This is a genomic window from Gordonia sp. PS3 (assembly GCF_041950545.1).
Classification (GTDB): Bacteria; Actinomycetota; Actinomycetes; order Mycobacteriales; family Mycobacteriaceae; genus Gordonia; species Gordonia sihwensis.
The window spans coordinates 935,014-960,946 of the sequence record NZ_CP169524.1; the positions used below are offsets into that span (position 1 = coordinate 935,014).

Annotated in this window: 25 protein-coding genes; 16 read left to right on the forward strand and 9 right to left on the reverse strand. The window is 69.1% G+C overall.

All coding sequences use genetic code 11. The features are described from left to right. Nucleotide 1: 1 nt before the first annotated feature. Entirely contained in the window at nucleotides 2-748 is a 747-nt protein-coding gene (locus ACE11G_RS04250) for an SOS response-associated peptidase (RefSeq protein ID WP_006895538.1), read from the reverse strand. Nucleotides 749-803: 55 nt separating this feature from the next. Between ACE11G_RS04250 and ACE11G_RS04255 the strand changes: the two genes are divergently transcribed. Further along, nucleotides 804-1,577, forward strand: a complete 774-nt coding sequence (locus tag ACE11G_RS04255; protein WP_375003786.1) for a sigma-70 family RNA polymerase sigma factor — start codon at nucleotides 804-806, stop codon at nucleotides 1,575-1,577. Beyond that, complete coding sequence (gene rsrA, locus ACE11G_RS04260; RefSeq protein ID WP_045537950.1) at nucleotides 1,574-1,870, forward strand: mycothiol system anti-sigma-R factor; 297 nt, start codon at nucleotides 1,574-1,576, stop codon at nucleotides 1,868-1,870. The genes ACE11G_RS04255 and rsrA overlap by 4 nt, the downstream gene beginning before the upstream one ends. Before the next feature lie 77 nt (nucleotides 1,871-1,947). Here rsrA and ACE11G_RS04265 read toward each other — a convergent pair whose 3' ends face one another. Beyond that, nucleotides 1,948-2,022, reverse strand: a complete 75-nt coding sequence (locus tag ACE11G_RS04265; RefSeq protein ID WP_371865352.1) for a 50S ribosomal protein bL37 — start codon at nucleotides 2,020-2,022, stop codon at nucleotides 1,948-1,950. Between the two features lie 123 nt (nucleotides 2,023-2,145). On the opposite strand from ACE11G_RS04265, the gene ACE11G_RS04270 reads away from it, so the two are divergent. Continuing rightward, complete coding sequence (locus ACE11G_RS04270; RefSeq protein WP_006895535.1) at nucleotides 2,146-2,367, forward strand: biotin/lipoyl-binding carrier protein; 222 nt, start codon at nucleotides 2,146-2,148, stop codon at nucleotides 2,365-2,367. A 44-nt stretch (nucleotides 2,368-2,411) separates the two neighbouring features. Further along, on the forward strand, nucleotides 2,412-3,953 hold the full coding sequence (locus ACE11G_RS04275) for a sensor histidine kinase (RefSeq protein WP_062365830.1): 1,542 nt from the start codon (nucleotides 2,412-2,414) through the stop codon (nucleotides 3,951-3,953). A 100-nt stretch (nucleotides 3,954-4,053) separates the two neighbouring features. Here ACE11G_RS04275 and ACE11G_RS04280 read toward each other — a convergent pair whose 3' ends face one another. Both ACE11G_RS04280 and ACE11G_RS04285 read right to left on the reverse strand, forming a co-directional pair. Beyond that, nucleotides 4,054-4,308 carry a WhiB family transcriptional regulator gene (locus tag ACE11G_RS04280; protein WP_006895533.1) on the reverse strand — a complete coding sequence of 85 codons (255 nt, stop codon included), beginning with the start codon at nucleotides 4,306-4,308 and terminating at the stop codon, nucleotides 4,054-4,056. Nucleotides 4,309-4,560: 252 nt separating this feature from the next. Then, complete coding sequence (locus tag ACE11G_RS04285) at nucleotides 4,561-5,508, reverse strand: diacylglycerol kinase family protein (protein ID WP_006895532.1); 948 nt, start codon at nucleotides 5,506-5,508, stop codon at nucleotides 4,561-4,563. A 67-nt stretch (nucleotides 5,509-5,575) separates the two neighbouring features. On the opposite strand from ACE11G_RS04285, the gene ACE11G_RS04290 reads away from it, so the two are divergent. The 3 genes from ACE11G_RS04290 (at nucleotide 5,576) to ACE11G_RS04300 (ending at nucleotide 8,591) form a co-directional block, all read left to right on the forward strand. Beyond that, nucleotides 5,576-6,001 (forward strand): hypothetical protein, encoded by a 426-nt coding sequence (locus tag ACE11G_RS04290; RefSeq protein WP_039867043.1) that lies wholly within the window; start codon nucleotides 5,576-5,578, stop codon nucleotides 5,999-6,001. A gap of 65 nt (nucleotides 6,002-6,066) precedes the next feature. Continuing rightward, nucleotides 6,067-6,858, forward strand: coding sequence for a ParA family protein (locus ACE11G_RS04295; protein WP_039867080.1), 792 nt, complete (start codon nucleotides 6,067-6,069; stop codon nucleotides 6,856-6,858). Nucleotides 6,859-6,974: 116 nt separating this feature from the next. Continuing rightward, nucleotides 6,975-8,591, forward strand: a complete 1,617-nt coding sequence (locus tag ACE11G_RS04300; RefSeq protein WP_346074964.1) for a DUF222 domain-containing protein — start codon at nucleotides 6,975-6,977, stop codon at nucleotides 8,589-8,591. On the opposite strand, the gene ACE11G_RS04305 is transcribed toward ACE11G_RS04300, so the two are convergent. Then, nucleotides 8,485-9,744 carry a hypothetical protein gene (locus tag ACE11G_RS04305; RefSeq protein ID WP_062368010.1) on the reverse strand — a complete coding sequence of 420 codons (1,260 nt, stop codon included), beginning with the start codon at nucleotides 9,742-9,744 and terminating at the stop codon, nucleotides 8,485-8,487. The two genes, ACE11G_RS04300 and ACE11G_RS04305, sit on opposite strands and share 107 nt — an antisense overlap. 35 nt (nucleotides 9,745-9,779) lie before the next feature. Continuing rightward, nucleotides 9,780-11,390 carry a DEAD/DEAH box helicase gene (locus ACE11G_RS04310; RefSeq protein WP_006895522.1) on the reverse strand — a complete coding sequence of 537 codons (1,611 nt, stop codon included), beginning with the start codon at nucleotides 11,388-11,390 and terminating at the stop codon, nucleotides 9,780-9,782. A gap of 231 nt (nucleotides 11,391-11,621) precedes the next feature. Here ACE11G_RS04310 and ACE11G_RS04315 point away from each other — a divergent pair, with 231 nt between their 5' ends. Genes ACE11G_RS04315 through ACE11G_RS04325 form a run of 3 tightly spaced genes read left to right on the forward strand, consistent with a single transcriptional unit; the run spans nucleotide 11,622 to nucleotide 13,709 of the window. Further along, nucleotides 11,622-12,266 carry a ferritin-like fold-containing protein gene (locus ACE11G_RS04315; protein WP_006895521.1) on the forward strand — a complete coding sequence of 215 codons (645 nt, stop codon included), beginning with the start codon at nucleotides 11,622-11,624 and terminating at the stop codon, nucleotides 12,264-12,266. A 19-nt stretch (nucleotides 12,267-12,285) separates the two neighbouring features. After that, nucleotides 12,286-12,519 carry a DUF3107 domain-containing protein gene (locus ACE11G_RS04320; RefSeq protein WP_045539973.1) on the forward strand — a complete coding sequence of 78 codons (234 nt, stop codon included), beginning with the start codon at nucleotides 12,286-12,288 and terminating at the stop codon, nucleotides 12,517-12,519. Nucleotides 12,520-12,524: 5 nt separating this feature from the next. Continuing rightward, nucleotides 12,525-13,709: a serine hydrolase gene (locus ACE11G_RS04325; RefSeq protein ID WP_062368009.1), complete on the forward strand. Its 1,185-nt coding sequence runs from the start codon at nucleotides 12,525-12,527 to the stop codon at nucleotides 13,707-13,709. A gap of 22 nt (nucleotides 13,710-13,731) precedes the next feature. Here ACE11G_RS04325 and ACE11G_RS04330 read toward each other — a convergent pair whose 3' ends face one another. Beyond that, the gene (locus tag ACE11G_RS04330) at nucleotides 13,732-14,382 is read right to left on the reverse strand and encodes a TetR/AcrR family transcriptional regulator (RefSeq protein WP_006895518.1); all 651 of its coding nucleotides are present in this window, start codon (nucleotides 14,380-14,382) and stop codon (nucleotides 13,732-13,734) included. Between the two features lie 98 nt (nucleotides 14,383-14,480). Between ACE11G_RS04330 and ACE11G_RS04335 the strand changes: the two genes are divergently transcribed. Genes ACE11G_RS04335 through ACE11G_RS04350 form a run of 4 tightly spaced genes read left to right on the forward strand, consistent with a single transcriptional unit; the run spans nucleotide 14,481 to nucleotide 17,935 of the window. Then, nucleotides 14,481-15,467, forward strand: coding sequence for a DUF3152 domain-containing protein (locus ACE11G_RS04335; protein ID WP_045539968.1), 987 nt, complete (start codon nucleotides 14,481-14,483; stop codon nucleotides 15,465-15,467). A 60-nt stretch (nucleotides 15,468-15,527) separates the two neighbouring features. Then, nucleotides 15,528-16,703 (forward strand): adenylyltransferase/sulfurtransferase MoeZ, encoded by a 1,176-nt coding sequence (moeZ, locus tag ACE11G_RS04340; RefSeq protein ID WP_062368008.1) that lies wholly within the window; start codon nucleotides 15,528-15,530, stop codon nucleotides 16,701-16,703. Between the two features lie 23 nt (nucleotides 16,704-16,726). After that, complete coding sequence (locus ACE11G_RS04345) at nucleotides 16,727-17,032, forward strand: hypothetical protein (protein ID WP_062368007.1); 306 nt, start codon at nucleotides 16,727-16,729, stop codon at nucleotides 17,030-17,032. A gap of 60 nt (nucleotides 17,033-17,092) precedes the next feature. Beyond that, nucleotides 17,093-17,935 (forward strand): TIGR02569 family protein, encoded by an 843-nt coding sequence (locus ACE11G_RS04350; protein ID WP_006895514.1) that lies wholly within the window; start codon nucleotides 17,093-17,095, stop codon nucleotides 17,933-17,935. On the opposite strand, the gene ACE11G_RS04355 is transcribed toward ACE11G_RS04350, so the two are convergent. Together ACE11G_RS04355 and ACE11G_RS04360 are read right to left on the reverse strand one after the other, a co-directional pair. Continuing rightward, nucleotides 17,932-18,258, reverse strand: a complete 327-nt coding sequence (locus ACE11G_RS04355) for an MGMT family protein (RefSeq protein WP_006895513.1) — start codon at nucleotides 18,256-18,258, stop codon at nucleotides 17,932-17,934. The two genes, ACE11G_RS04350 and ACE11G_RS04355, sit on opposite strands and share 4 nt — an antisense overlap. A gap of 2 nt (nucleotides 18,259-18,260) precedes the next feature. Next, nucleotides 18,261-19,070, reverse strand: coding sequence for an alpha/beta hydrolase (locus tag ACE11G_RS04360; RefSeq protein WP_375003793.1), 810 nt, complete (start codon nucleotides 19,068-19,070; stop codon nucleotides 18,261-18,263). A gap of 63 nt (nucleotides 19,071-19,133) precedes the next feature. Here ACE11G_RS04360 and ACE11G_RS04365 point away from each other — a divergent pair, with 63 nt between their 5' ends. Together ACE11G_RS04365 and ACE11G_RS04370 are read left to right on the forward strand one after the other, a co-directional pair. Continuing rightward, nucleotides 19,134-22,490 carry an ATP-dependent DNA helicase gene (locus ACE11G_RS04365; RefSeq protein WP_006895511.1) on the forward strand — a complete coding sequence of 1,119 codons (3,357 nt, stop codon included), beginning with the start codon at nucleotides 19,134-19,136 and terminating at the stop codon, nucleotides 22,488-22,490. Next, complete coding sequence (locus ACE11G_RS04370) at nucleotides 22,483-25,860, forward strand: ATP-dependent helicase (RefSeq protein ID WP_006895510.1); 3,378 nt, start codon at nucleotides 22,483-22,485, stop codon at nucleotides 25,858-25,860. The genes ACE11G_RS04365 and ACE11G_RS04370 overlap by 8 nt, the downstream gene beginning before the upstream one ends. Nucleotides 25,861-25,933: the final 73 nt, after the last annotated feature.

Sequence of the window (25,933 nt, forward strand, 5' to 3'; positions counted from 1 at the left end):
ACTATCCCACGGTTCCGACGGGTTCGAGAAGTTCGGGACCGTCGTTTGCGACACGGTTCACCAGGCTCGACACCTCGCGGATCTCGATCGCCTCGGCCAACTCGGCGGCCGGCGGCGCCAACAGATCGGGATCCGCGCGGTGATCGGGATCGAGCCAGGCGTCCCAGAACTCCACCGGCATGATCAGCGGCATTCGGTCATGGACTTCGCGCAACGGCCCCACCGAGTCGGTGGTGATGATCGTCGTACTCGAGATCCACTGCGAATCGTCGCCGGCGGCGCGGGCCTGCGCCGGCCGCCACGCCGCCCACAGACCGCCCATGAACAGGCGGGTGCCGTCGGCGGGCGTCATGTAGAACGGGACCTTGGTCGGTTTGCCGTTCGCTCCCGGCGGACCGGGCTTCCACTCGTACCAGCCGTCCATCGGCACCAGGCACCGCTTGCCTCCCAGCGACCCGCGGAAGGCCGGTTTGTCGGCGAGGGTCTCGGCGCGTGCGTTGAACAGCAGCGGCCCCTTGCCCAGTTCCTTCGTCCACGACGGCACCAGGCCCCACCGCATCGCCCGCACGCGCCGCGCGGGGATGTCGTCGGGCCGACCGTGCTCGTGGCGTTGCACCACCGTCATCACCGTCGTGGTCGGCGCGACGTTGTACGACTCCCGTACCGTGTCCGCAGGCACCTCGTTCACCGCGTCGATCTCGGCGGCGAGTCTGGCCGGGTCGGTGGTCACTGCATAGCGTCCGCACATCCTTCAATGCTGGCACGCCGGAACAAACTGCGCGGACGGGTTGTTGACCGAGTCGATGAGCGAACGACCCGACTCGGGTGGACGGACTGAAGGAGGTGGCGCAGGCGTGGCTGCAGCAACCCTGGACCGTGGTGCGACCGTGCGTGGACGGCCGGAGGGCGCCCCCGCGGCGCGTGGATCGCTAGACTTGGTGGAGCACATTTCCGGCGAAGGGAAGTTCGTGTCATCTGACAGTCCAGCACCGGCCGAGACGCCCGAGCAGCTCACCGAGCGGTTCGAGCGGGACGCGTTGCCCCTCCTCGACCAGATGTACGGTGCCGCGCTGCGCATGACGCGCAACCCGGCCGACGCCGAAGACCTGGTGCAGGAGACCTACATCAAGGCGTTCTCGGCGTTCGCGTCGTTCCGCGAGGGCACCAATCTCAAGGCCTGGTTGTACCGGATCCTGACGAACACCTACATCAACTCCTACCGCAAGAAGCAGCGCCAGCCGGCGCAGTATCCGACCGACGAGATCACCGACTGGCAGCTCGCGGCCAACGCGGAGCACACGTCCACGGGTCTGCGTTCGGCGGAGATCGAGGCGCTCGACGCGTTGCCGGACGACGAGATCAAAGAGGCGTTGAGCAAGCTGCCGGAGGACTTCCGGATGGCCGTGTATTACGCCGACGTCGAAGGGCTCCCGTACAAGGAGATCGCCGAGATCATGGACACCCCGATCGGCACCGTCATGTCGCGTCTGCACCGCGGCCGCCGCCAGTTGCGCGATCTGCTGGCCGACGTCGCTCGGGAGCGTGGTTTCGGACGGACCAGCGAGGTGGCGAAATGAGTGGCGCCGGCGAGAGTGAATTCGAGAACCTGGACTGCTCCGCGGTCCTGGCAGACATCTGGCTTCTCCTCGACAACGAGTGCGACGCCGGTGCGCGCGAGCGACTGGAGGGCCACGTGAACGCGTGCCCGTCCTGCCTCGAGCACTACGGGGTGCAGCAGCAGCTGAAGGAGCTGATCAGCCGCAAGTGCGGCGGGGACCACGCCCCGGACGGTCTGCGCGAACGGCTCCGCGTCGAGATCCGCCGATCGGTGAGTATCCGGCAGACGACGTACCGCGTCGAGTCCGACTGACACCGCGCCAGAACAGACGAAGCGGCCCGGATCCCCTCGAGGAGCCGGGCCGCTTCGTCGTCGTTGAGTGCGACGACTCAGGCGTTGGGACGCTTGCCGTGGTTGGCTGCGTTCTTCTTACGACTGCGCTTCTTACGTCCGCGCTTACCCATGACGGACCTCCTTAGATCGTGCGGGCCGGTATGCGACGACGATTATTTCACGTCGCCGGGCGCGGACGTTAATCACGACGACAAGCGAACGCGCCGAACGGCCGCTCGGTTACCATGTCATCCATGGCGGAAGACGTGGTCAATGAAATCGTTGCGACTGTCCTCGAGGTCTCGGCGCAAGCCGGTCAGCGGGTCGACGTGGGCGACACCCTCGTGCTGCTCGAGTCGATGAAGATGGAGATCCCGGTGCTGGCCGAGGACGCCGGCGTGCTCTCCGAGGTCAAGGTCAACGTCGGCGACGTGATCCAGGCCGGCGACATCATCGCCACCTACGAGAAGGACTGACCACCGTTACGGGCCGCCGCACCGATTCGCTCTGAACCGCGCCCATGGCGACACTCACTGATCTCCTCGCCGAGCACACGACGCTTTCCGCGGCGGCCGCCGAGCACCTCCAGCGGCTGGTGGCCGAATGGCAGTTGCTGGCCGACCTCTCCTTCGCCGACTACCTCCTCGCGGTCCGCGATGAGGACGGTCGTGCGGGCGGAGAGCCCCCGAGCCTGGTCTATGTGGCTCAGGTGCGGCCGAACACGGCGTCGACGGTGTTCCCCCGGGACGAGGTGGGGCATCGGGTGGACCGGCCGGCGAGTGCCCAGGGCGCCAACCCGCTGATGGCCGCGGCGCTGCGGTCGGGGGTCATCGAGCGCGAGGGCATCGCCACCCGTTTCGGGAACGTGCTCATCGAACGCACCGCCATCCCAGTCGGTTTCGACGGCGAGGTGATCGCGGTGCTCGGCCGCGCCGGCGACGCCTCCGATCCGCGTCCGCCGTCACCGCTCGAATCCGCGTACCGCGACGCCGCCGAGGCGCTCTGCCGGATGGTCGTCGAGGGTGCCTTTCCGCTCGACGAGGCCAATACGCTCGGACTGTCGACGCCGCGGGCGGGTGACGGGTTCATCCGCATCGAGGTCGACGGCTCGGTCACGTACGCCAGCCCCAATGCACTGTCGGCCGTGCACCGGATGGGCTGGACCACCGACCTCGGCGGCTCGCGCATCGCTGAGGTTCTCGCCGCCCTGCTGACGGATCCCTTCGAGTCTGCCGATGCCGAGGCGATGATCGCCGCGGCCGCCGGAACCCCCGACGGCGCCTGCCTGCCCTCTCCGGATATCGCGCTGCGGATGGAACTCGACGCGCGCCGTGCCACCGTGCTGCTGCGGGCGGTGCCGCTCCGATCGGCGGGGCAGTCGCGGGGAGCGGTCCTGCTGATCCGCGACGTGACCGAAGTGCGCAGGCGCGATCTCGCGCTCATCAGCAAGGACGCGACGATCCGCGAGATCCATCATCGCGTCAAGAACAACTTGCAGAGTGTGTCGGCGCTGCTGCGCCTGCAGGCGCGCCGTTCGGGCAACCCGGAGACCACCGCGGCCCTCGGAGAAGCGGTACGGCGCGTCTCGTCGATCGCGCTGGTGCACGAGATGCTCTCCGGCAGCGTCGACGAAGAGGTGGACCTCGACACCGTGGTCGACCGACTGGGGTCGTCGCTGGTGGACGTGTGGCTGCCCGACGGCGGTACGCGCGTGACGGTGCGGCGGGAGAACCGACTCGGAGTCCTGCCCGCCGATCTGGCCATGCCTTTGGTCATGGTGCTCACCGAGGTGATCCAGAATTCGATCGAGCACGGCTTCGCTCCTGGCCAGGACGGTGCGGAGATCGTGGTCGGCGCGATCCGCGACGTGCGCGACCTGCAGGTGACGGTCACCGACAACGGGTGCGGTCTGCCGGAGGGGTTCGATCTGGCGGCTTCGGACCGGCTGGGACTGCAGATCGTCCGGACTCTGGTGTCCAACGACCTCGGCGGGCAGATCGAGATCGCACCGGTGCCGGAGACCGGCGGCACCCGGGTGCGGCTCGACATTCCCCTGCACTGAGGAGCCCCGCTGAGGACCGACCTCCACTGAGGACATGGACGCGACCACGAAGGGAGCCCCCGGTCTCGGACCGGGGGCTCCCTTCGTGAACTGGGTCGCGTCAGACGGCGCTGCGGGCGCGGGTACGCGCGTTGCGGCGCTTGAGCGCGCGACGCTCGTCCTCGCTCATGCCGCCCCAGACGCCGGCGTCCTGACCGGTCTCAAGGGCCCATGCCAGGCACTCAGCGGTCACCGGGCAGCGCTGGCAGACCAGCTTCGCATCAGCAACCTGGGCGATCGCCGGGCCCGACGTGCCGACCGGAAAGAACAGCTCCGGATCCTCGTCACGACAAATAGCCTTGTGGCGCCAGTCCATTACGTACTCCTTCTAAACCTGCGGCGTTGTCGCGCACGCATGCGTGATCGTCAAAATTCGACTTGGGCTGCAATACCGAATTCACCTGGCTTGGGGCGCAGGACGTCGCTTGGCAGGGGGTGGGTGATTGCGTCAACAACTGTTGTACTACTGTGCATCGCCGCTTGGCTATAGCTGCGCGGCGAATGCCGGATAGATCACAACAGGTTGGCAAGCGGCCCAACACGTGCTTACCGGCCAGTAGCGCAGGGGTTAACCGGCCTTCTGCGCCGCCACCACATCCAGTACTGCGCGACGGTAGCCGAACTCCATCTTGTCGTAAACGCCCAGGTAGTCGCCGTCCATCTGGACGTCGGCCGGCTCGGGTGAAGTGAATCGGACCCATTCCACATCGTCGTCGCGATACAGATGGTGAGCCCTGGGTTCGGTGCCGGCCAGGAGGCGAGCGCCGAGCACCACATTCCGTGCCACGGAGACCGACGTGGCGGCGAAGATGCCGAGTCCGTGGTCGAAGTCGGTGTGTGGATTCGTCCGGATCTCCCGGGTGCCGAAGTAGGTCCACGGGCCGGTATTGCTGACGAAGCCGAACCGCACGCCGTCGATCGCGGGGCGTCCGGGGACTTCGACGGTGAACGTCGGGGGAGTGATGGAGGGTTTCACGAACGAACTGACCGTGGTCCGGAAGTAGCGACCCGCGGTCGCCTTCTTGCCCTTGTGTCGCAGTTCCTCCATCCGGCGGACGACGATCGCGTCCATGCCCATACCGGCGTTGAAGAGGAACCAGCGGTTGAGTGTGTGGCCGAGGCTGATCGAGCGGCGTTCGCCGCGGTCGAGTATCGCCATGAGTTGCGCGGTCGCGGTCAAGGGGTCACGGTCGATCCCGAGGGCCCGCGCGAAGACGTTGGCGCTTCCTCCGGGAACGACGCCCAGAGCCGGCAGGCTCGAAGGAGGGCGGGACAAGGAGTCCGGGGAGCCGAGGATGCCGTTGGCCGCCTCGTTCACCGAGCCGTCGCCGCCGTGCACCACCACCGCGTCGTAGCCTTCGGCGGCCGCGCGCGCCCCGAGTTCTCCGGCGTGGCCGCGATGTGTGGTGTGTTCCACATCGACGTGATATCGGGAATCGAGAGTGTTGGCCAGCGCGTCACGTCCCTCAGCAGTCGTGAAGGTGGCGAACGGATTGGTGATGAGCATGACGCGCACGAGGCATCACACTATCGGGCACGAGCCCGATTCACGAGTCGGGGGTGCTCGGCCATACCCTGGAGTAGTGAGCAGTTCTGATCCCATCCGCCGAGTTCCCGGCGTCCCGAGCACCCTCCGCTGGGCGGGCTACGTGACGGCGGTCCAGGGTGCACTGGGTCTCATCGTCGCGGTGGTCCTTGTGATTCGCGAGATGGCAGGGCACCACGAGGCCGCGATCAGCGGGTACGGCACCGCCGCGTGGTTCGCGGCGATCGGCGGCGGCGTCTTCGCGGGAGGCCTCGCCCTGACTCGCGGACGGCGCTGGGGTCGCGGGGTCTCGTTGATGGCGCAGATTCTGCTGTTGCCGGTGGCCTACACCCTCATCACCGGCAGCGGACTTCCCCTCATCGGGGTGCCGGTCGCGATCGTCGCGCTGGCGGTCCTCGTGCTGCTCTTCGCGCCGGCGTCGCTCACCTGGCTGAATGCGGACGATCTGCCGCCGGACGCGTGAGCCGGACGTGTGACCCGGACGCCTGATCCCGGTGGTATGAGGGACGCCACCGTATGGTGGTGGCCATGACGCGCACCCTTGCCATCGCGAATCAGAAAGGTGGAGTGGCGAAGACCACCACCACCGCGTCGATCGGCGCCGCCCTGGCCGACGAGGACGTCTCGGTTCTCGTGGTCGATCTCGATCCCCAGGGCTGCCTCACTTTCTCGCTGGGGCACGACCCGGATCAGCTGACCAAGTCGGTGCACGACGTGCTGATCGGCGCCGAGGACATCGCCGACGTTCTGCTCGATACCGACGACAATGTGACCTTGTTGCCCGCCACCATCGACCTCGCCGGTGCCGAAGCGCTGCTGTTGATGCGGCCGGGCCGCGAATACGCGCTGAAACGGGCCTTGGCGGAGGTGGCGCAGGATTACGACGTGGTGCTCATCGACTGCCCGCCGTCGCTGGGGGTTCTGACGCTCAACGGACTCACCGCTGCCGACGAGGTGGTGGTCCCGCTGCAATGTGAGACGCTCGCGCACCGCGGCGTCGGACAGTTGCTGCGTACCGTCACTGAAGTTCAGCAGATCACCAATCCGGACCTCAAGATGCTCGGTGCGGTCGCGACCCTGTTCGATGCCCGGACCACCCACAGTCGCGACGTGCTGTCGGACGTCTCGGACCGCTATGCGCTGCCTGTGCTGGACCCGCCGATCCCGCGGACCGTCCGCTTCGCCGAGGCCTCGGCCTCCGGTGCGTCAGTGATGCGCGGGCGGAAGAACAAGGGCGCCACCGCGTACCGCGACCTCGCCGACAACCTTTGGCAGTCGTGGAATGGTGCCGACGTCCGGACGTATGAGTTGGAGATCTAGCGAGGCGAACTGTCGGTCGATTGGTTCGGGAGTTCTGTCAGACCCCCTTGGTAGTGTTCGGATAGGTCAAGAAAACATGGTGTGACCAGCTGAAACACTCGGGGGAGGTGGCGGCGATGAGCGATTCGATCACTGATTCGGTCGCGACTGTCGTTGCCACAGGTGCGCTGCCGGACCAGCCCGCGGAGTTGTTGGCGTTGATCGATGCCGCGGCGGTCAAACTCGCCGAGACCTCGCTGTCGCCGGAGACCGAACCGGAACTGCTGGCGCACACGCAGACCGCCGAACGCATTCGGCGACGCTGGGACGGCGTCTCCGCGGCGCTGCTGGTGGAGGTCTCCGACCGCAACGCGCACCGCACCGCCGGCTATCTGAATCCGCATCAGTACCTCTCACAGGGCTTGCGGCTGGGAACCCGGGAGGCGGGTCGGCGGTTGCGGATGGCTGAGGCGATCGGCGAGTTCTCGAACTTTCAAGGGCAGACGCTGCCTCCCCGGAAGCCGGCGACCGCCGCCGCGGTCGCGGCCGGGACTGTCGGCGCCGAACACGCGTTGGTGATCTCGGCCGTTTTGGCGAAAGTGCCCGGCTGCATCTCGCCGGAGGTCAAAGCCCGTGCGGAGGCCGAACTCGCTCAGGCTGCCGTCGGGTTGAATCCGGATGATCTGGGCAAGGTCGGTGACCGCCTGCTCGCTCACCTGGACCCCGACGGGCAGGAGAGCGATCACGTCGACCGGCAACGCCGACGCGGAATCACCATCCTCCCGCAAGACCGACAACTCATGAGCAAAGTCCGCGGCGCCATGACCCCGGAACTACGCGCCAAGTTCGAAGTCATCCTCACCGCCTGGGCCGCACCCGGCATGAACAACCCCGCCGACCCCGACTCCCCGACTGGAACCATTGACGCCGAGAGCATCGACGTTGAGGTTCTGGCGGCGGCGCGGGGTCGGGATCTGCGCAGTGCCGCTCAGCGCACGCATGATGCGTTGCTGGCGTTGTGTGATTACGTTCTCGCCCACGGCGGACTCGGTGCACCGAGTCGGATACCGGCGGAGTTGGTCATCACCGTTACCGATCAAGAACTCGCCGCCCACGCCGGAATCGCCCTGACTGCCACCGGCACCCGGGTGCCGATCGGCGAACTCGTCCGGCTCGCCGCCGACGCCGTGCCGCACCTGGCGGTCTTCCGGAATCACACCAGCGAAGTCCTCTACCAAGGCCGCGGTGCGCGGTGTGCGAGTAAGGCGCAGCGGTTGGCGTTGTTCGCCCGCGACCGCGGCTGCGCCGCACCCGGCTGCGACCGCCCCTTCGCCCAAACTCAAGCCCATCACGCACCGGACTGGGTCACCCCGGCCGGGCGCACCGACATCGATGCTCTCGGCGCCGCGTGCGGGCGCCACAACCGCGCCGTCGGCACCAAACGCGGACAGTGGGAGACCATCATCCTCCCGGATGGGCCCGATGCCGGACGCATGGCCTGGCGACCAGCCACCACCGAACACCCCTGGCGCCTGAACCCCATCCACCACGCCGGACAACCGAAGAATCGGCACCCGCCGGACTCAGATGGAAGACGGTCGTCGCGTCCCGCAATTCGCAGTGCAGAGGACAGCGGCCCTGTCACACTCAGCGCAATGCGACGACCTGCGTGCCCCGCTGCTCGAGGATCGTATCGCCGAGCACGCGCAGCGCCACCGGTCCGACCACCTGACCGCGATCCACCGGAATGCTGAACTCCTCGTGGCCGTCGAACACGCGGCGCACGCTGATGGCCCCGGGCATCGGCACCAGCAGTTGCCCCGCCATCACCGCCCCGGGTCCGATGGCATCTGTCACCTGGAACATCGGGTTTCCATTCGAGGCGTCCAGTACCACGGTGGCCTTGCCGGTCCAGAACGAGACGACACCCTGATCGATGATCGGATCGCTCCGCTCGGGAACCTGGGCGTCACCGGCCACCGGGTGTTCGCTTCGGCTCTCGGCTTGCGGTGTGAATAGGCGCAGACGCGGTCCCTGCGGGGCGCCGACGGAACCGGACGGGTCGGCGCCGCCGTCGTAGACCACGATCGTGGAATCGGTCGCCGCCACCACTCGGGGAGCGGGACCCGCAGCCGATGTGGTGATCAGGGTCGAACCCCACTGGCGGATCTTCTCGTCGCTGGTCAGATTCGAACTGAGCACCGTCAGCCGATAGCCGGGATCGTCATCGCATCGCTCCACGATCGCCACCCGATCCGCACCGGAGACCGCAGAGTACAGCCGGCAATGCGTCCGGTCGGGCGCCACGTCGGGGTTCACCGGTGCCGTGACACGCCCGTACTCGATCCCGCGCACCAGATTCGAACCCCACGTCTCGAGGCGCGTCGGGCCGTACAGGAGGGCGTAGCCGGTATCGATGGAGAGGTGGACGGTGTCGTCGGCGTCACTGGTGCGGGCGGCGTGACGAGCACCGTCGGAACCTCGCAACGATGTGACCTCGCTGCAACCCCGGCTGTTCCGGTACACCGCGAGCACGTCGTTGTCGCCGCCGGTCCATCCCGCGGCCGCCGCGCACAGCGGCAGATTCCGCCGGTAGCTCCAGAGGTCGGTTCCGTCGCTCAGCCGATGCGCGACCACCGTGCCGCCGGACGCGGTCACCAGGGAGTCGCGGGTGATCTGCGGGACCGTGGTGACGTCCGACTGCGCGGACCAACGGACCGAGACCTCGCGCGGAACATTCTCAGCCGGCAGCTGGACCGGGGCGGGTGTCGTCGCGGTCACCGACTCGGTATGGCGGGCGGGGCTGGTCCACCAGACGGCGACACCCGCCGCGACCACGATCGCCGCGATCAACGCGGTCACGATGAGGTCGGTGCGGGTGCGCCGTTCGGGTTTGATCCGTCCCATTCTCGCGAGGGTATGCGAAAAGCGTCCGGGCGGAGCTACTCGGCCGCTGCCGCGGGCGCTGCGTCGCGCGAAGCGCCGTCACTGCCCTCACCGGACTTCGCACCACCGCTGCGACGACGACGGCGGCGGCGCGGCCGCTTGGCCTCACCATCGGCCTCCGGCTGCTCGGTCGAGGCGGTGGGACTCTTCTCCGCCTGCTCGGCGTCGTCCGCCGATGATGCGGTCGTGGCGCCCTCGGCGCCGGCGGGCTTGCCGCCCCTGGTACGGCGCCGCTCACGCTTGGGACGATCGGCGCGCGGCGCGCGCGGCTCCCGCCGTTCGTCGGACGAACGCTCCGGGGCGCCGATACGGCCGTTGGCGTCCGCGGGGATGCCCAGATCCTCGCGCAGATGCTCGGAGGTGGAGTAGGTCTCCGCCGGGTCGGGCATGCCGAGGCCGAGCGCCTTGTCGATCAGCTCCCAGCGATGCAGCTCGTCCCAGTCCACAAGGGTGATCGCGATGCCGGTGCGCCCGGCGCGCCCGGTGCGTCCGATGCGATGCACGTAGGTCTTGTCGTCGTCCGGGCACTGGTAGTTGATGACATGGGTGACGTCATCGACGTCGATGCCGCGCGCCGCGACATCGGTGGCCACCAGTACGTCGATCTTGCCGTCACGGAACTTGTTCAGCGCCTTCTCACGGGCCACCTGGCCGAGGTCGCCGTGCACCGCGCCCACCGAGAAGCCACGCTCGGCGAGGTCGTCGGCCACCTTCTGCGCTGTGCGCTTGGTGCGGGTGAAGATCATCGTCGCGCCACGGCCCTCCGCCTGCAGCACGCGGGCCACCAGTTCGGCCTTGTCCATTGCGTGGGCGCGGTAGACGTACTGGGTGGTCCGCTCATGCACCGCGGAGTCGTTCGCGTGCTCGGCGCGGATATGTGTCGGGCGGTTCAGGAAGGTCCGCGCCAGGGTGACGATCGGACCCGGCATGGTGGCCGAGAACAGCATCGTCTGCCGGTCGGTGGGCAGGGCTCCCATGATCCGCTCGATGTCCGGAAGGAAGCCGAGGTCGAGCATCTCGTCGGCCTCGTCGAGCACGAGCACTCCGACCTTGCCGAGGACGAGGTGTCCCTGCTGCGCGAGGTCGAGGAGGCGTCCCGGCGTGCCCACGACGACGTCGACGCCGGCCTGGAGTTCGGCGATCTGCTGCTCGTAGGGGCGGCCGCCGTAGATCGACGTGATCTTCATCGGGCGAACGGTGCCGTTCGAGAGCGTGACGTCGACGCCCTTGGCGGCGGTCTCGAGGTCTTCGGTGACCTGGACGCAGAGTTCGCGGGTCGGCACGATGACGAGGGCGCGCGGAGTGTTGTCGAGTGCGCGCAGGCCGGTCGCCTCGGCGTTGGCGAGCCGGTGCATCAGCGGGATGCCGAACCCGTAGGTCTTGCCCATGCCGGTGCGCGCCTGACCGATCAGATCGGAGCCGGCCAGCGCCAGCGGCAGGGTGAGTTCCTGGATCGCGAAGGTACGGGTCTTGCCGTCGGCCTCGAGGGCGGCGACGATCGCGGGGTCGACGCCGAGTTCGGCGAAGGTCGGGGCGGTGTGCTCCTCGTCGACGATCGTCGTCTGGACGTCGTCGGTGGCTTCGCCCACCGTGGGATCAATGGTCATATGCAGTTCAAGCCTCTCGCGGGTGTTCGCGCACGCACACAAGAGAGGCCACGGGGTCCTGATCGTTAGTCCGGACCCTCGGCGGCCGGGCCCGGAGGCCCTTCGCAGGTGCGCGCTCAATGTCCGACGGGCCGCTCGAAGTGGCCGCGCGGTGCCCATGAACGTGCATTCGGCGAGCGGAACGGCGACTCGTCTGTCTCCGAGTGTACCGCCTTGCATACTCTGACTTGCATGTCGAACAACGCAGCGGCCATTCGCAAGCTCTACGAAGTCCTTCTCGCGGGCGAGTTCGCCGCGTGCTATCGCCTGATCGAAGAGTCCGCGATGGCGCCGACGACTGCCGACCGCATCGCAATCGCGCGACTGATCGCGGCCGAGATGGGCCACTTCGAGGTGTTGGCCGAGCAGATCCGCTCCGACGGCGGCGCACCCGAGGAAGCAGTGGCCGCGCACGCCCGGGTGTTCGACGAGTATCACCGCGTGACGACACCGACGTCGTGGCTCGAGGTGCTGGTCAAGATGCACGTCGGTGACGGTCTGGCCGCCGACTTCTACGCCGAGATGGCCGATGTGATGCCCGAAGAGGTGCGTCCGACGATGAAATCGGTGATGGCCGAGACCGGTTCGTCACAGTTCGCCGTCGACCAGGTGCGGGCGGCGGTCGCCGCCGATCCGGCCGTGGCGTCGCCGCTGGCGCTGTGGGGCCGTCGATTGCTGGGTGAGGCGATCACGCACATGCAGTGGGTTCTCGCCGAGGAGGAAGACGTGATGGCGCTGCTCTTCGAAGGTGATGCGACGCTTGCCAACGCCGCCGCTTTCTTCGACAACATGGCGGCTCGCCACGGGCAGCGCATGGCCGAGCTGTCGCTGGCGTGACGAGTAGGATTCCGGAGTTATGAGCGTTGAAGTCAAGATCGGTATCGAGAACAGCCCGCGCGAGTTGGCATTCACCTGCCCGGACAAGGCCGATGACGTGTACGCGGCCGCCGACCGCGCGCTGAGCGGAACCGACGCCGTGCTGTCGCTGACCGACGACAAGGGATCGCGCGTGCTGGTCCCGGCAGCCAAGATCGCCTACGTGGAGGTCGGCAGCGCCGAGAACCGACGGGTCGGCTTCGGGGCGGCCTGAGCTCGATGAGCGGAGTCGACTCCGACCGACTCAGGGCGTTGCTCGACGATGCGGTGACCGGTCCGGACTCCGACCGGGTGCCGGGCGTCGTCGCCTCGGTGACCGACGCGAGGGAGACGGTCTTCACCGGCGCGGCGGGGAGCACGAGCGTCGCCGACGACCGCCCGATGACGGCCGACACGGTCGTCGCCCTGTACTCGGCTAGCAAGCCGCTGACCGGCACGGCCGTGCTGCAGTGCGTCGAGGAGGGGCTGATCGACCTCGACGCGCCGGCTGCGCAGTACGTGCCGGAGATCGCCGAGATCGGCGTGCTGGACGGTTTCGAGCCCGACGGGAGTCCGCGGATCCGTTCGGCAGCGACGCCGGTCACCACTCGGATGCTGCTGCTCCACACGGCCGGATTCGCCTATCCGTTCTTCGACGAGAACTACCGCTCCCTGGTGCGGCAGGGCCATTACCCGGATGTGGTGACGGCGACGCGTGCGTCACTGATGACGCCGCTGCTGTTCGACCCGGGTACGCGCTGGAACTACGGATCGAACATGGACTGGGCCGGGCTCGTGGTCGAAGCAGTACGCGGCGCACGGCTGGGGGAGGTTCTCGCTGAGCGGGTCTTCGCCCCGCTGGGCATGGACGATTCGGGATTCCTGCTCACCGATGCCATGCAGGAGCGCCGCGCCGCCGTGCATCTGCGCAGGCCGGACGGTTCGCTCAAAGCCACCGGCATCGTCATGCCGCAGAACCCCGAGGTCCAGATGGGTGGTCAGGGCCTGTACTCCACAGTTCCGGACTACATCCGATTCCTCCGCATGTGGCTGCGCGGCGGGGCGGGCGACGGTGGGCGCGTGCTCCGCAGCGACACTGTCGAGTGGGCGGCTCGCAACGGTCTCGCCGAGGGGCAGCGGGTCACGGCGTTGCGGGGCGTCGACCCGGTGATCACGCACGACGCCGAGTTCTTCCCGGGTCTGCCGAAGTCGTGGGCCTACACGTTCATGGTGAACGACGACGCTGCGCCGACGGGCCGGAGTGCGGGTTCACTCGCCTGGGCCGGCCTGGCCAACCTGTACTTCTGGATCGATCGGTCCGCGGACATCGCCGGGATGTGGGCCTGTCAAGTACTGCCGTTTGCAGACCCCGCCGCCCTGCGCCACGCTCTCGACTTCGAGAGCGCCGTCTACCGGTCCGTGTAGACGGACCGGTTCTCGGAAGTTCTCAGTCGTCGCCCGGAGTCTGGCGGGGAATGCCGGCCAGACCGCCCCAGAGCAGCGCCGCGGTGATCTCCACCGCGCTGGCCTTGTCGATGGGGCGGCTCGCGTCCACCCAGTACCGAGCGTTCACGACACTCGCACCGACCAGTCCCGCGGCGAGCATCCGGGACCGGTACGGATCCATCCCCGAATCCTGCATGACGAGACCGTGGACGGCGTCGACGCAGGCCTCGGTGGCGCCTTCCACACGCCGGATCACGGCCGGGTCCATGGCGTCGGAGGCGAAGATGAGGCGGTATCCGGAGTTGTCGTCGTCGATGAAGTCGAAGAAGGCCTCGACAGCCGCGAGGACACGACGGCGGTTGTCGACGGTGGTCAGCAGCGCCCGGTTCACGTCGGCGACGAGCTTCTCCGCGTGCGAATCGACCACGGCGATGTAGAGGTCGAGCTTCGACGGGAAGTGCTGGTACAGGACCGGCTTGCTCACACCGGCGTGAATCGCGATCTCATCCATTCCGGCGGAGTGATAGCCGCGCTCGACGAAGATCTCACTGGCGGCGTCGAGAAGCTGGCGGCGGCGTGCACTTCGCGGAAGGCGCGTGCTCGAGCGCCCGGCTGCGGCCGGAGCCGACGTCTGGGAACTGGGAGACGACATCCCCAAAGGATACTCGGAGCGCTTCAGATCACACTCATCCGGATCGCGGCCGAGGGTGGATGCGAGGTGAGAGGGGGCATCTATGAGAAAGTTGTGGCGTGACCGGTACACCAGACAACGGGGCGCAGCGTCCCCGCCGCCCGCGGCCCGACCAGCCGCTGCGTGCCCGCTGGGATCCGATCTCCGACAGCGGACGGTCGCGCTCCGAGCGGGTGGAGCGGCGCAAGCGCAGCACCCTGGGGCGGTTCGTCAGCACATACGGCTGGCGCGCCTACGCCATTCCGGTGCTGGCCGTACTCACCGTGGTGCTGCTTGTGATGACCGTCCGCAACGACGGCGACACCGCGGTCGACAAGACCGCCGCTACCGGTGACGACGTACGCAACACCCACGTGCAGGACGAGACGACGCCGATCGGCGCCCCGACCGGGCAGATCCAGGAGGCGGCGCTGCCCGCCGGCGCCCTGCCCGGAGGCGGTCCGTTCACGCGCAAGGGAGACGAGGTCTACCGCGTGGTGCGCGGCACCGGCGACAAGCTGGGCACGGCCAAGCAGGTCTACACGTACACGGTCGAGGCGGAGAAGGGACTGTCGCCGCAGGACTACGGCGGCGACCAGGCCTTCGCGAAACTCGTCGACACGACGCTGGCGAACAAGAAGAGCTGGATCGGTGACGGCCGCGTCTCCTTCCGCCGCATCGACACCGGCGAGCCGGACCTACGGATCTCGCTCACGTCGACCGACACCGCCCGCGAACTGTGTGGATATCAGATCAAGCTGGAGACCTCATGCTTCTATCCGCCCGACAAGCGCGTGGTGATCAACGAGGCGCGGTGGGTGCGCGGCGCGCAGGCCTTCCAGGGCGACGATCTGACGTACCGCCAGTACCTCATCAACCACGAGACCGGTCACGGCATCGGATATGAGAAGCACCAGCCGTGCAAGGAGAACGGTGCGCTCGCGCCGATCATGATGCAGCAGACCTTCGGTACCGCGAATGCGCAGATCATGGCGCTCGACCCGGACATGGAGGCCGACCGTACGCTGGTCTGCAAACCGAACGCCTGGCCCTTCCCCGCGAACTGACCACCGCCCGCTGACGGGATGGCTGGAACGTATTCGGGATCGGAGACGGAGGTCTGAAGAATGTCGCCCTTGCCGCCACTGGTGGAACCGGCAGCCGAACTGAGCCGGGACGAGGTCGCGCGCTACAGCAGGCACCTCATCATCCCGGACGTCGGCGTAACCGGGCAGAAGCGGCTGAAGAACGCCAAGGTGCTGGTGATGGGCGCGGGTGGGCTGGGGTCTCCGACTCTGCTCTACCTCGCGGCGGCCGGAGTCGGCACCATCGGCATCGTCGACTTCGACGTGGTCGACACGTCCAATCTGCAGCGCCAGATCATTCACGGGCTGGGAGACGTCGGCCGACTCAAGACCGAGAGCGCGCGCGACTCGATCGCCGAACTGAACCCGTTCGTCGACGTCCGGCTGCACAACCGGCGGCTGGAGGCGAAGGACGCGGTCGACCTGTTCTCGGAGTACGACCTGATCCTCGACGGCACCGACAACTTCGCGACGCGATATCTGGTGAACGACGCCGCGCTGCTGGCCGGGAAGCCCTACGTGTGGGGATCGATCTACCGGTTCCAGGGGCAGGTGTCGGTGTTCTGGGAGAACGCTCCCGACGGTCGCGGCGTCAACTATCGCGACCTCTATCCGCAGGCGCCGCCCCCGGGCTCGGTGCCGTCCTGCGCCGAAGGCGGCGTTCTCGGAGTGCTGTGCGCGTCGATCGGCTCGATCATGGCGACCGAGGCGGTGAAATTGATCTGCGGCATCGGTGAACCGCTGCTCGGCAGGCTGATGGTGTACGACGCGCTCGAGATGACCTACCGGACCGTGCGCCTCCGCAAGGATCCGCAGGGACGGCCGGTGACCGCACTGATCGACTACGACGAGTTCTGCGGCGTGGTGACCGACGAGGCCGCTGCGGCGGCCGCCGGGTCCACCCTCACCCCGGCGCAGGTCGACGCGGCGCTGCGTTCGGAGGCGCCGCCCGCGCTGATCGACGTCCGCGAGCCGGTGGAGTTCGAGATCAATCGCATCGCGGGCGCACAGCTGATCCCGAAGGGAGAGATCCTGTCGGGACGTGCAATTGGAGACCTGCCGCACGATCGGCCGATCGTGCTGTATTGCAAGACCGGAATCCGATCGGCGGAGGTGCTCGCCGCACTCAAGAGATCCGGGTTCGACGACGCCGCACACCTGCAGGGCGGCATCGTGGCGTGGGCCGCGCAGATCGATCCGACCATGCCGGTCTACTGAGCGCGGCAGTCACAATCGGCGACATGACCAGGCGACCGAGAGCACTGCTGCCCGCCGCGTTCAACACGGCGGCGGTGGCTGCGGCCGGGGTGGCGACGGGCCTGATGGCTGCCGTCCCGCTGTGGTTCCTCATCCCGGTGCTCGTGCCCGGCCTCGACCCGCTGTGGACGTACATCGGGGCGTGCGTGCTGGTCGTGGCCGGGTCGGCGGCGGCAATCGCCGTTCGGCTGACCGGTACCGCGCGCATGCTGGCACTGGTCTTTCCGCTCGGCTTCGCTCTGGCGTGTGCGGTGCCGCCGGTGGTGAGCGAACTGGTGCAGAGCCTCTGACTGGACCGGTGTCGCTGCCCGGGAACGTCAGGCGTCCTGGGTAATCTGACGGACGTGACCATGATTGTCGAGCCGCCCGAACAGGTGTTGACCACGTTCGGCCTCACCGCGCATCCGCCCATCGCGATGGACGGCACCGGATGGCGCGTCGGCGAGGTGGTCCTGACGCTGGTTCCCGATCACGCGCGCGCCGCATGGTCGGCCACTGCGCGAGAGAACCTGTATGTCGAGGGAATGCGGATCGCGCGGCCCATCCGCGCCACCGACGGCCGTTACGTGGTGTCCGGCTGGCGGGCCGACACCTATGTCGCGGGCAGTCCCGAACCCCGGTACGACGAGGTCGTGGCGCTCGCTGACCGGCTGCACGCGGCGACGGCCAAACTCGAACGACCCCGCTTCATGCTGCAGCCGCCCGCGCCGCCGTTCAACGACGTCGACGTCTTCGTCGCGGCAGACAGGGCCGCCTGGGAGGACGTTCCGCTGCGGACGGCACGCGCCGCGGGAATGCCGGAGCCGACGAGCGAGGACGGGGAGCGCAGTCTCGCCGAACTGAAGATCCTCGGGAGTCTCCGCCGACCCGTCGACCTGCCGTCTCAAGTGGTGCACGGCGACCTTTTCGGCACGGTGTTGTTCGCGGGTGCCGCAGCTCCGGCGATCACGGACATCGTTCCGTACTGGCGTCCCGCGTCGTGGGCCGCGGCCGTGGTGGTCGTCGACGCGCTCGCATGGGGCGGTGCCGGCGAGGACCTGGTGGAGCGGTGGTCGAATCACCCGGAGTGGCCGCAGATGCTGCTGCGCGCGGTCATGTTCCGGCTCGCCGTCCACGGCATGCATCCGCGGTCGACCGCCGGTGCGCTGCCCGGACTTCTCAGGGTCGTCGACCTCGTCCGGATGATGGTTTAGTCCGGAACTCCCGTCGGTCCCGGACCGTCGGGGCGCATCCGGTGCGACTTCAGATCGATGCGGTCGTCGACGATTCGGACGCCTTCTTCGCGCAGTCGAGTCAATTGCCGCGCACGCAGGCCGGGCGATGGACGGCCGGAGGCCGGAACCACCCGATGCCACGGCAGGTCTGCCGAGTCGGTCCGCATGATCCACCCGACGATGCGCGGGCTGGACAGTCCCGCGGCGGCGGCGAGGTCGCCGTAGGTGCTCACCGCTCCCGGTGGGATGGCGGCGACCAGGGCCCGTACCGCCTCCACCTGATCCTCGGTGACCGCGGCCACGGCTACAGCAGGTCGCGCACCAGCGCGGCGCAGAAGTCGGGGACGAGGAACGGGATCATGTGCTCGGTGTCGACGCGGTGCACCGTCACCGTGTCCGCGCGCTCGGCGGCGCAGGCGGCGAGGAACTCCTGCCGGACGAAGGGCGGCTGCACCCGCTCGGCGACCACGACGTGCGTCGGGATGCCGGCGGGCGGGAGACGGAAGGCGCCGCTCATCTCGCTCCACGCGGTCGCGGCGGCCGGGGCCGACACTCGCCAGGCCACGCGTCCGCCGGCCGCCGGAACCAGGTGTTCGGCGATCTCGGCGTCGAGCACGTCGGCGGGCACCGCACTCCAGCCCTCCATCCGCTTGGCGGCTCTGGCGTCGTCGGCGTCCTGGTAGCCCCAGTTCGCCATCGACGTCTCGGCGATGAACCGGGCCCGTTCGGGGTCGAGACCTTGGGCCGGATCGAGCAGGACGAGGCCGCGAAACGCATCCGGCCGGCGCTCGGCGAGGGCCAGGGTCACCGCGCATCCGAAGGAGTGGGCCACCGCGACGACTGCCTGCCCGACGGGGACATGAGCGTCGAGGGCCGCGCCGAGCGCATCGGCGTGTTCGATGATGCTCCACGGCGGCTCCCAAGGGCTGCGGCCGTGACCGAGCAGGTCGGGCGCCACCACCCGTGTGCCGGGCAGGTGGTCGGCGGCCATCTGCTCCCAGCGGCGCCCGTGCCCGGTGAGGCCGTGAACCGCCAGTACCGCAGGCGCGCCGGGATCGTCGGTACCGAACAGGCGCGTGTGCAGCGTGCGCGTCGGCGAGGCGGGTCCGGGCATGCCTCGACTCTAATGGGGACTTCCGCCACCGGGACTGTCGGAGGCGCGTGCTTCCATAGGTTCATGACCCGTCCCAGCACCCGACTCGTCGCCGCGCCCGCCCCGGCGGACGGCGTGCGGTCGTGGCCGGCGTCGGCGTCGGCGGTGATCGGGGGACGGCACCGCGCCGATCCCTCGCGGCCCTGGCGGCCCTGGCGCGTGCACGGCGGTCCGGGAACGGGCAAGACGTCGCTGATCGTCGACGCGGCGGTGGCGCGGCTGCTCGACCCGGAGGTACACCCGGAGTCGGTGCTGGTGCTGGCGGCGAATCGTCGGGCCGCCGGTGAGCTGCGGTCGGAGATCACCCGGCGTGTGCTCTCGGCAGGCGGGAGTCTGGGCGGGGCCCTGCGGGAGCCGCTGGTGCGGACGGTTCACTCGTACGCCTTCGCGGTGCTGCGGCTGCAGGCGTCGGCGCACGGCAATCCACCGCCGCGGCTGATCACCGGATCGGAGCAGGACGTCATCCTGCGCGAACTGCTCGCCGGCGATGTGGAGGACGGTGCCGAGTACTGGCCGGAATGGCTGCGACCGGCGCTGACGACCGACGGTTTCGCGCAGGCCCTGCGCGACCTGATGATGCGGGCCGCCGAACGCGGGTTGGGACCGGACGATCTCGCCGAGCTCGGACGCCGGCACAACCGGCCGGAGTGGGTGGCCGCGGGACATGCCTTCCGCCAGTACGAGGAGGGAATGCTGCTGCGCGGGGCGGTCGGGCTCGATGCACCCGAGGCGAGTGTGACCGCGGTCGACGCCGCCGAGCTGATCGGTTCCGCGCTGTCGGCGTTCGCCACCGACCCCGAGGTCCTCGCCGGACAGCGGCAGCGCATCCGTCATGTCCTGGTCGACGACGCCCAACACCTCGACCCCCAGGCTGCGTTCCTGGTGCGCTTGATCGGGACCGGCGCCGACTCGACGGTGGTCACGTCGGACACCGATCAGTCCGTGTTCGGGTTCCGCGGCGCGGATCCGGCGTTCGCGGACGGGCTCACCGAGGACGATCCGGAACGAGACGTGGAGTTGACGACCGACTACCGGGGTTCGCCCGCGGTGAACGCGGTCGGCCGCGCGCTCGCGCTGCGGCTTCCGGGGAGCCGGCCCCACGGCTATCCCGAACCGGCCGACCGAGGCGATGACGCGGCCCGCCGTGGACACGCCGACGTCCGGGTCTTCTCGTCCGCAGCGAAGGAAGCGACGGCGGTGGCGGACATGATGCGGCGCGCCCACCTCTTCGACGGGGTGCCGTGGTCGGAGATGGCGGTCGTGGTGCGGTCGGTGCCCAGAGCGCTGCCCGCGCTGCGGCGGGCGTTCTCCTCGGCGGGGGTGCCGATGGCCACGCCCGCCACCGACGTCCCGATCCATCGGCAACGTGCGGTCGTGGCGTTCATGTTGATTCTCCGGGTGGCTGGGGGCGGGCCGCCGCTGGACGCCGACGAGGTGGTGTCGTTGCTCACCGGACCGGTCGGATCCGCCGATCCGTCCGGTCTGCGTCGGCTCCGCAGGGGAATCCGGCGCATCGACGAAGCGCGCGGTCGAGATGCCGATTCGCTGAGCTCGCTCGCCGCGGCCCTGGGCGATGCCGACCTGATGGACGTCTATCTGGCCGGTCTCACGGACTTCGAGGCGATCGCTCTCAAGCAGGTGTGCAAGGCGGTGGACGCCGCGCGAGCGGCGGAGGCGGCAGGCGTCGGCGTGGAGGAGACTCTGTGGCGCGCCTGGCGGGCCAGCGGACTCGAGCGGAGGTGGACCGCGCAATCGCTGCGGGGCGGACGCGGCGGCGACCAAGCCGACCGGGACTTGGACGCGATGCTCGCCATGTTCGAGGCGGCGGGGACCTTCGCCGACAACCTTCCGGCTGCCGGGGTATTGGGCTTCGTCGATTACCTCGGCCAACTCCAGATCCCGCGCGAGTCGCGGATCGCGGTGTCGGGCACGGAGGCGGTCGCGGTGGTGTCGGCACACGCCGCGACCGGCCGCGAATGGGAGGTGGTCGCGGTGCCGGGTGTGCTCGACGGTCTGTGGCCGTCGCTGCGCAGCCGGGGCAGCGTGCTGGGGACACCCGCGTTGATCGACCTGTTGAGCGGAGTGGGCGCCGACGCCGTCGACACCATCGCGCGCGGTTCGGTGATGCTCGCAGACGAGCGGCGACTGCTGCTCGTGGCATGCAGCCGGGCACGGTCGCGGTTGCTGGTCACGGCGGTCGAGGACGGCAGCGGCGACGCATCGCCGTCGCGGTTCGTCCCGGAACTGGCCGACGCGGTCGGCGGCTACGGCGCCGACGCAGACGGCGGCGAAGACGCCGACGAGGAAGTGCCGATCGATCCCGGTGTCAGGCGCGTGCTGTCGCTGCCGTCGCTCGTCGCCGAACTGCGGGCGGTGGTGGTGTCCGGCGCGGACGCCGACGGCGGACCCGACGAGCGGACGCGAGTGGCGGCGGCGCTGCTCGCCGATCTGGCTCAGGCCGGGGTGCCGGGCGCGGCTCCGGCCGACTGGTTCGGTCTGATGGGACCGAGCACGCAGAAGCCTCTGTGGACGGCGGACGACGGTCCTCGCACGCTCTCGCCGTCCAACGTGGAGGCCTTGACCAAGTGCTCGCTTCGATGGGTGCTGGAGCGGCACGGCGGGCGTGACGGCGACGCCGAACAAGCGGTCACCGGAACTCTGGTGCACACGCTGGTGCAGGCGGTGGCCGGCGACATGGATCGCGCAGAGGTCACCGAGGCGCTGCACGAGGTCTGGGGGAGGGTCTCGTCTCCTGCCCAGTGGTACAGCGCGCGCGAGTTGGAGCGGGCCGAAGGCATGCTCACCAACTTCCGCGACTGGCTGCGGCTGTCCCGGGCCGAGCTCACCGAGGCCGGTGTCGAGGTGGAGGTGGACGCCACGCTGCCCGCGGGCGTCGACGAGGCGGGGAACGCGTTGCTGCCGGTGCGGTTGGTGGGCCGCATCGACCGGCTGGAGACGGACGGCTCGGGTCGGCCGGTGGTGGTCGACGTCAAGACCGGTAAGACGCCGATCCGCGCCGCCGATGCCGAGATCCACCCGCAGCTGGCGTCCTACCAGTTGGCGTTGAAGCTGGGAGGGGTCCGGGCGAGCGCAGCGACGGGGAATGACCGGGCGAGCGCAGCGACGGGGGTTGCCGCTGACCCCGGTGGCGGTCGGCTCGTGTACGTCGCGAATGCGAACAAGACCACCGGTGCGGCCGAGCGTGTGCAGCCGCCGCTGACGCCGGAGCAGGTGGAGGAGTGGATCACGGTGGTTCGGGAGGCCGCGCGTGCCAGCGTGGGACCGGTCTTCGCAGCGACGCCGAACAGCGGGTGCGGACACTGTTCGCTGTCGCAGTCGTGCCCCGCGCAGCTGCGGGGGAAGGCGGTCATCGATGACTGATTCGTTGGTCCGGGAAGAGAGGTCGAGGCGGGCGCCGAGGATCGGGGCGCGGTCGCTGGCATCCGCCTTGGGACTGCCGCCGCCGACCCCGGAACAGGTGGAGGTGATCGAGGCTCCGCTGGAGCCGATGCTCGTGGTGGCCGGCGCGGGCGCGGGAAAGACCGAGACCATGGCTTCCCGCGTGGTGTGGCTGGTGGCGAACCGGCTCGTGGGACCGGAGGAGGTGCTCGGCCTCACGTTCACCCGCAAGGCGGCGAGCGAGCTCGCCGCCCGAATCCGACGCCGGCTGTCGATGCTCGCGGGGAGCCCGGCTCTGCTCGAATGGGATCCGGGCGGCGAGTTGGCGAGCCGGTTGCGCAGCGCGGACGCGGAGGTGAGCACGTATCACGCTTATGCGGGCCGTCTCATCGCCGATTACGGGCTGCTGTTGCCCGTGGAACCCACGGCCACTCTCCTCAGCGAGACCGAACTGTGGCAGTTGGCGTTCTCGGTGGTCGCGTCGTGGCCGGGTGAGCTGAAGACCACGAAGGTTCCCGCGTCGGTAACGGAGGCGGTCTTGCGCCTCTATTCGGAGATGGCAGAGCATCTGGTCGGCGTCGACGATCTGCGGGCGGCGGGTACCGACCTGTATCGCTTGGTCGACACCCTCCCGAAGGGGCCGGGGCAGCGCGCCGAACCCAACAAGAAGCTCCGCGACATCCAGGCGGTCATCGACGAACGCCGGGAGTTGATTCCGCTGGTGTCGGCGCTCCGCGAGGCGATGGCGGCGCAGGGTGCGCTTGATTTCGGCAGTCAGATGTCGCTGGCCGCCCGACTGGTGTCGGAGCATCCCGAGGTCGTCGACGCCGAGCGCGCCGGTATCAAGGCGGTTCTGCTGGACGAGTACCAGGACACCGGCCACTCACAGCGGATTCTGCTGTCGGCGTTGTTCGGCGGGCATTCGGTCGGCGGCAGGCGGGCGATCGCGGTCACGGCCGTCGGCGATCCGATCCAGTCGATATACGGCTGGCGTGGTGCCTCGGCAGCCAACCTCCCGCGCTTCGCCCGCGACTTCCCGCGCCCGGACAGCAGGGACGCTCATCGCCGGGAGCTGCTGACCAGTTGGCGGAACTGCCGCGGTGCCCTCTACTTGGCGAATCGGACCTCGGAGGAGTTACGACGCCGGGGCGTGCCGGTGAGCGTCCTGCGAGCCCGTCCCGACGCGCCCGCGGGCACGGTTCGCCTGGCACTCACCGAGACCGTCGTCGAGGAGCGATCATGGATCGCCGACCGCATCGAGGACTACTACACGTCCGCTCAGCGGGACGGGGTCGCGCCGCCGACCACCGCGATCCTCGTGCGACGCAACGAGGATTCGGCGCCGCTCGCCGCGGAACTGGAACGGCGGGGCATCCCGGCCGAAGTGGTCGGCATCGGCGGACTGCTGCACGTTCCGGAGATCACCGACATCGTTGCGACGCTGCGACTGATGGCCGATCCGATGGCCGGCACCGCCGCGATGCGACTGCTCACCGGTGCACGATGGCAGCTGGGGGCGGCGGATCTCGCCGCGCTGTGGCGCCGCGCGCGCGAGCTCGCCGCGGGCGTCGGTGCGCCGACCACCGGTGCCGTCACCAGCCGGGAGGCGCTCGACGAGGCCCTGGACGCGGCGTTGCCGGGCGAGGCCGTCGACTCGGCGGGACTGTGCGATGCGCTCGCCGACCCGGGCGACGCCTCCCGCTACAGTGCGGCCGGATACGAACGGATCACGACCTTCGGCAGGCAGCTCGACGGATTGCGACGACGGATCGGCCAACCGCTGCCCGAGCTGGTGGCCGACGTCGAACAGACGATCGGCGTGGCGGTGGAGGCGCAGATCCGTGCGCGCCGGATGCGCGGCGAGGTCACCGGGCGTGAACACCTCGACGCCTTCGCCGAGTACGTGACCCACTACGCCGAGCGTCCGGGGGCGACTCTCCCCGGGTTGCTCGCCTTCCTCGACGCCGCCGAGACCGTCGAGAAGGGACTCGAAGCCGGGCAGGTGGAAGTGGCGCAGCAGCGGGTCCAGATCCTGACCGTGCATGCGGCGAAGGGCCTCGAATGGGATGTGGTGGCGCTGCCGCACGTGGCCGAGCGGATCTTCCCGAGTGGAAAGGCGGAGACCACCTGGCTCGGCTCGGCGCGGGAACTGCCCGCGGAGTTGCGCGGAGATCTCGCACGCGACGGTGACGAGGGCTTCCCGCCGCTCGACCTCACCGACGTCGGCGACCGCAAGGAACTCGAGGCGGCGATCGACGCGCATAAGGAGGCGATCGGCCGACGGCGGCTCGAAGAGGACCGTCGCCTGCTGTACGTCGCGCTCACCCGCGCCAAGCACACACTGCTCGTCTCCGCGCATCACTGGTCGGAATCGGGAGACAAGCCGCGCGGTGGTTCGGAGTTCTACATCGAGCTGGCCGAACTCGTCGCCGACGCCGCGGCCGGCCGTGCCTCCGACGAGGTGGAACCCTCGGGCTTGCACATCGACGTCGACGCGCCGCCGCCCGCACCGGATGCCGCCAACCCTCTCACCGAGCAACAGATCAGCGTCGCCTGGCCGGTGGACCTCCTCGGCGACCGGCGTGCTCCGATGATCGCGGCCGCCGAACTGGTCGACGCCGCCCGCGCCGAGCGGGCATTGTTCGCCGTCGCCGATACCGAGCCGGCGGATGTGGACGCGCGCGAGTGGCAGCGCGAAGTGGCCGTCCTGCTCGAGGAGCACGCGCGGGCGGGGGAGACGACGGTGGACGTGGAACTGCCGGGACACCTCTCGGTGAGTCAATTGGTGGAACTCGACTCCGACCAGGAGGCATTCGCGGCCCGTCTCCGGCGGCCCGTCCCGTATCGCCCCAACCCCATGGCACGACGCGGTACGGCGTTTCACGCCTGGGTCGAGCGCAGGTTCGGCGCCACGCGGCTGCTCGACGTCGACGAGCTTCCGGGAGCCGCCGACGCGACAGCCGGACCCGCCGAGGACGATCTGGATCTGTTGCGCAGCCGGTTCCTCGCCTCCGAGTGGGCCGACCGCACGCCGCTGGAGGTGGAGGTCGGCTTCGAGACGGTCATCGGATCGACGGTGGTCCGCGGGCGGATGGACGCGGTCTTCGCAGACGGCGACGGCGCGTTGATCGTCGACTGGAAGACCGGCGCCGTACCCGAGCCGGCGCGGCGCAAGCCGCTGTTCGTTCAGTTGGCCGCCTATCGTGTCGCGTGGTCTCAGCTGTCGGGAATCCCCCTAGAGAAGGTGCGGGCGGCCTTCGTCTACGTGCGGCACGACTTCACTCTGGAACCGGCCGATCTCCCCGGCCCCGATGAACTCGCGCGGATCCTCGCCGACCCGGGCGCATCGTGACCGCTGCCATCGTGACCGCTGACCGTCGGCGGTCCGGTCCATGCAGTAGCCTCCCATGCGTGATGTCACAGTC

What these genes read in the sequence shown, in the direction of transcription:
- ACE11G_RS04320 (WP_045539973.1), top strand. Translation starts at nt 12,286, where the DNA reads ATGAGCGTTGAAGTCAAGATCGGTATCGAGAACAGCCCGCGCGAGTTG.
- ACE11G_RS04295 (WP_039867080.1), top strand. Translation starts at nt 6,067, where the DNA reads ATGACGCGCACCCTTGCCATCGCGAATCAGAAAGGTGGAGTGGCGAAG.
- ACE11G_RS04270 (WP_006895535.1), top strand. Translation starts at nt 2,146, where the DNA reads ATGGCGGAAGACGTGGTCAATGAAATCGTTGCGACTGTCCTCGAGGTC.
- ACE11G_RS04325 (WP_062368009.1), top strand. Translation starts at nt 12,525, where the DNA reads ATGAGCGGAGTCGACTCCGACCGACTCAGGGCGTTGCTCGACGATGCG.
- ACE11G_RS04310 (WP_006895522.1), bottom strand. Translation starts at nt 11,390, where the DNA reads ATGACCATTGATCCCACGGTGGGCGAAGCCACCGACGACGTCCAGACG.
- ACE11G_RS04305 (WP_062368010.1), bottom strand. Translation starts at nt 9,744, where the DNA reads ATGGGACGGATCAAACCCGAACGGCGCACCCGCACCGACCTCATCGTG.
- moeZ (WP_062368008.1), top strand. Translation starts at nt 15,528, where the DNA reads ATGTCGCCCTTGCCGCCACTGGTGGAACCGGCAGCCGAACTGAGCCGG.
- ACE11G_RS04275 (WP_062365830.1), top strand. Translation starts at nt 2,412, where the DNA reads ATGGCGACACTCACTGATCTCCTCGCCGAGCACACGACGCTTTCCGCG.
- ACE11G_RS04315 (WP_006895521.1), top strand. Translation starts at nt 11,622, where the DNA reads ATGTCGAACAACGCAGCGGCCATTCGCAAGCTCTACGAAGTCCTTCTC.
- ACE11G_RS04255 (WP_375003786.1), top strand. Translation starts at nt 804, where the DNA reads ATGAGCGAACGACCCGACTCGGGTGGACGGACTGAAGGAGGTGGCGCA.
- ACE11G_RS04280 (WP_006895533.1), bottom strand. Translation starts at nt 4,308, where the DNA reads ATGGACTGGCGCCACAAGGCTATTTGTCGTGACGAGGATCCGGAGCTG.
- ACE11G_RS04300 (WP_346074964.1), top strand. Translation starts at nt 6,975, where the DNA reads ATGAGCGATTCGATCACTGATTCGGTCGCGACTGTCGTTGCCACAGGT.
- rsrA (WP_045537950.1), top strand. Translation starts at nt 1,574, where the DNA reads ATGAGTGGCGCCGGCGAGAGTGAATTCGAGAACCTGGACTGCTCCGCG.
- ACE11G_RS04365 (WP_006895511.1), top strand. Translation starts at nt 19,134, where the DNA reads ATGACCCGTCCCAGCACCCGACTCGTCGCCGCGCCCGCCCCGGCGGAC.
- ACE11G_RS04250 (WP_006895538.1), bottom strand. Translation starts at nt 748, where the DNA reads ATGTGCGGACGCTATGCAGTGACCACCGACCCGGCCAGACTCGCCGCC.
- ACE11G_RS04330 (WP_006895518.1), bottom strand. Translation starts at nt 14,382, where the DNA reads ATGTCGTCTCCCAGTTCCCAGACGTCGGCTCCGGCCGCAGCCGGGCGC.
- ACE11G_RS04370 (WP_006895510.1), top strand. Translation starts at nt 22,483, where the DNA reads ATGACTGATTCGTTGGTCCGGGAAGAGAGGTCGAGGCGGGCGCCGAGG.
- ACE11G_RS04350 (WP_006895514.1), top strand. Translation starts at nt 17,093, where the DNA reads ATGATTGTCGAGCCGCCCGAACAGGTGTTGACCACGTTCGGCCTCACC.
- ACE11G_RS04345 (WP_062368007.1), top strand. Translation starts at nt 16,727, where the DNA reads ATGACCAGGCGACCGAGAGCACTGCTGCCCGCCGCGTTCAACACGGCG.
- ACE11G_RS04360 (WP_375003793.1), bottom strand. Translation starts at nt 19,070, where the DNA reads ATGCCCGGACCCGCCTCGCCGACGCGCACGCTGCACACGCGCCTGTTC.